The sequence below is a fragment of the Stenotrophomonas sp. NPDC077659 genome (genome assembly GCF_050268705.1).
Lineage (GTDB): Bacteria > Pseudomonadota > Gammaproteobacteria > Xanthomonadales > Xanthomonadaceae > Stenotrophomonas.
In genome coordinates this window covers 4,088-6,836 of record NZ_JBNNHG010000179.1, presented here as the reverse complement: position 1 = coordinate 6,836, position 2,749 = coordinate 4,088, and the positions used below count along the sequence as shown (strand labels likewise).

The window sequence follows — 2,749 nt, the reverse complement described above, 5'->3', positions numbered from 1 at the left end:
CCGTCGCCCGGATATCGTCGCCGCGCGCTGGCGCGTGGAAGCGGCCGAAAAGCAATCCAGGAAACCGGGGATTGCCGGCCAGCGGCCGGCACTACCGGGCAACGAGGCGCCTCCGGCGCCGTTCCAGCACCAGCGCGACCACCAGCACGGTCAGGGCCAGGCCGAACCACTGCACGGCGTAGCCCAGGTGGCGCTGCGGCGGCAGCGTGTTGGGCAGCAGCTCCAGGTCGCGTTCGTCACCGAACGGCAGGGCCGGGTCCAGTCGCAGCACGCGGTCGGGCAGTGTGGCCAGACCCAGCGCACGCGCAAGCCCTTCGGCAGGCAAGCGGCTGGCCAGCCAGCGCCCGGCCTCGCCGGTGCTGGAAAACGCTGGCCCCAGCGCCAGGCCTGCGGCAGGCGGCGGCGCCAGCAACCCGCGCACCGCCACCGGTGAGGGCGGTGCGGGAATCTCCGGCAACGTGCGATCCGGCGGCAGCGCGCGCCAGCCCAGGTCGACCAGCAGCACGCTGCCGCCGTCGCTCTGGAACGGGCGATAGATCTTCACCCCGGCGCGGCCCTGCCGGGTCTGGTTGTCCAGCAGCACCACCCCGGGCAGGAAGCGGCCATGGTCGGCCACCCCATGCAGGGCACCCGGCGCCGCCAGCGCCTGCGCCAGCGGCAGTGCCTGCGCCACCGCTGGCCCCTGCGCATCGAGCAGCACCTGCTTGGCATGCATGCGCTGCAGCTGCCAGAACCCCAATGCGGTGAACGCGGCCATCGCCAGCACCGCCAGCAGCCATCCAATCACGCGTGTGTGCTGGCGCATCATGACAAGTCCGCGCAAACGCGGTCAGATAGGCGCATCCGCCCTGCCCTCGAGCCGCGCATGAGTGATTCGCTGAAGACCCTGCTGGTAATCGCGTTTCTGATCGTCATCGTCTGGAATCTGGGCGCCGGCCTGTATTACCTGCTGGTCGACCGCGGCCAGACCAAGCGCACGGTCAACGCACTGACCCGGCGTATCGGCGTGTCAGTCGCACTGATCGTACTGGTGATCGTGTGCATCTACATGGGCTGGATCAAGCCGCATGGCATCGGCGGCTGAGGCCGCCGGTGCCGCGCCCGGTCAAAGCACGTAGACGAACATGAAGAGCATCAGCCAGACCACGTCGACGAAGTGCCAGTACCACGCGGCGGCTTCGAACGCGAAGTGGTTGTCGCGGGTGAAGTGGCCCTTGGCCGAACGCAGCCACATCACGATCAGCATGATCGTGCCCAGCAGCACGTGCGCGCCGTGGAAGCCGGTCAGCATGAAGAAGGTCGAACCGTAGATGCCGGAACCCAGCGTCAGGTTCAGCTCCTTGTAGGCGTGGATGTACTCCTCCGCCTGCAGGGTGAGGAAACCCAGGCCAAGTACCACGGTCAGGCCCAGCCAGATCAGCAGTTGGCGGCGGTTGCCGGCCTTCAGCGCGTGGTGGGCGATGGTCAGGGTCACGCCGGAGGTCAGCAGGATCAGCGTGTTGATGAGCGGCAGCCCCCACGCCGGGATGGTCTGGAATGCACCGCCGATGGCTGCCGGCCCGTTGGTCGGCCAGCCCGCCGAGTAGCCCTGCCACAGCAGTTCGTTGGTCATCACCCCGCGGCCTTCGCCGCTGAGCCAGGACAGGCCCAGGTTGCGGGTGTAGAACAGCGCGCCGAAGAAGGCACCGAAGAACATCACTTCGGAAAAGATGAACCAGACCATGCCCATGCGGAACGAGCCGTCGACCTGGCGGTTGTAGTTGCCGGCCTGCGATTCGCGCACGACGTCGCTGAACCACCAGAACAGGGTCAGCACCAGCATCGCGATGCCGATGTAGAAGGTCCAGCGCCCCCAGCTGGCATCGTTGAGCCAGCTGGCCACGCCGACCATGGTCACCATCATCGCGATGGACCCCACGAACGGCCAACGGCTCTGGGCCGGGACGAAGTACACGTTGGCGTCGGTCGGTGTCTGGGCCATGTCGGTATCCGGGTCAGGGAGCGGCGTGCGCGCCTTCGGACGTGGCCGCAGGGGCCAACCGGTCCGAGAGTGCGTCGTTGCGGTAGAAGGTGTAGGACAAGGTGATCGTCTTGATTTCCGGTGGCAGGTCCGGATCAACGATGAAGCGCACCGGCATGTCGCGCTTCTCGCCGGCCTGCAGCGTCTGCGCGGTGAAACAGAAGCATTCGGTCTTGCTGAAGAAGCCCGACGCGCGCGCCGGTGCCACCGAAGGCACGGCACTGCCGACCACGGCGTTGGCGCTGTCATTGCGCGCGAAGTACAGCGCTTCGTTGAGCTCGCCGGGCACCACGTCCATGGTCAGCTGTTCGGGGTGGAACGACCACGGCAGGCGCGAATTGACGCCGCCATCGAACTCCACCCGCACGGTGCGCCTGCCGGCCGCGGCACCGGTACTGGCCTCGCTGCCGGGGCCGCGCTCCAGGCGCACGCCGAACACCTTTTCGCAGGCGATGCGGTACAGCGGCACCAGCGAGAACGTCAGCAGGAACACCGCCACCGCCACGCCGATCAGGCGCGGCAGCCCGGCACTGCGGGACGGAGCGGTGGCCGGTGCGTCGCTCATCGCCCGATCACCCCGCTGAGGATGAAGCCGACGTACACCAGCACGGCGATGGCGCCGACCCACAGGGCGGTGCGCCGCGCACGCTGGCGCTGCTGCTCGATGCCCCCGCCCTGGTAGAGCCGACCGTTGGTCGGCTGCTCTTCGCCCTGACCCTGGTAGAGCCG

Annotated in this window: 4 protein-coding genes; 1 reads left to right on the top strand and 3 read right to left on the bottom strand. The window is 68.2% G+C overall.

Annotation, left to right across the window (positions count from 1 at the left end; all coding sequences use genetic code 11):
• Nucleotides 1-91: 91 nt before the first annotated feature.
• The gene (locus tag ACQKDV_RS17555; RefSeq protein WP_427785442.1) at nt 92-808 is read right to left on the bottom strand and encodes an SURF1 family protein; all 717 of its coding nucleotides are present in this window, start codon (nt 806-808) and stop codon (nt 92-94) included.
• Between the two features lie 57 nt (nt 809-865).
• Here ACQKDV_RS17555 and ACQKDV_RS17550 point away from each other — a divergent pair, with 57 nt between their 5' ends.
• On the top strand, nt 866-1,084 hold the full coding sequence (locus tag ACQKDV_RS17550; protein WP_049468560.1) for a twin transmembrane helix small protein: 219 nt from the start codon (nt 866-868) through the stop codon (nt 1,082-1,084).
• A gap of 21 nt (nt 1,085-1,105) precedes the next feature.
• Here ACQKDV_RS17550 and ACQKDV_RS17545 read toward each other — a convergent pair whose 3' ends face one another.
• Both ACQKDV_RS17545 and ACQKDV_RS17540 read right to left on the bottom strand, forming a co-directional pair.
• Nucleotides 1,106-1,981, bottom strand: coding sequence for a cytochrome c oxidase subunit 3 (locus ACQKDV_RS17545; RefSeq protein WP_427785440.1), 876 nt, complete (start codon nt 1,979-1,981; stop codon nt 1,106-1,108).
• A 13-nt stretch (nt 1,982-1,994) separates the two neighbouring features.
• A complete protein-coding gene (locus tag ACQKDV_RS17540) occupies nt 1,995-2,585 on the bottom strand; it encodes a cytochrome c oxidase assembly protein (protein ID WP_427785438.1) in 591 nt (196 codons plus the stop codon).
• Between the last annotated feature and the right edge of the window lie 164 nt (nt 2,586-2,749).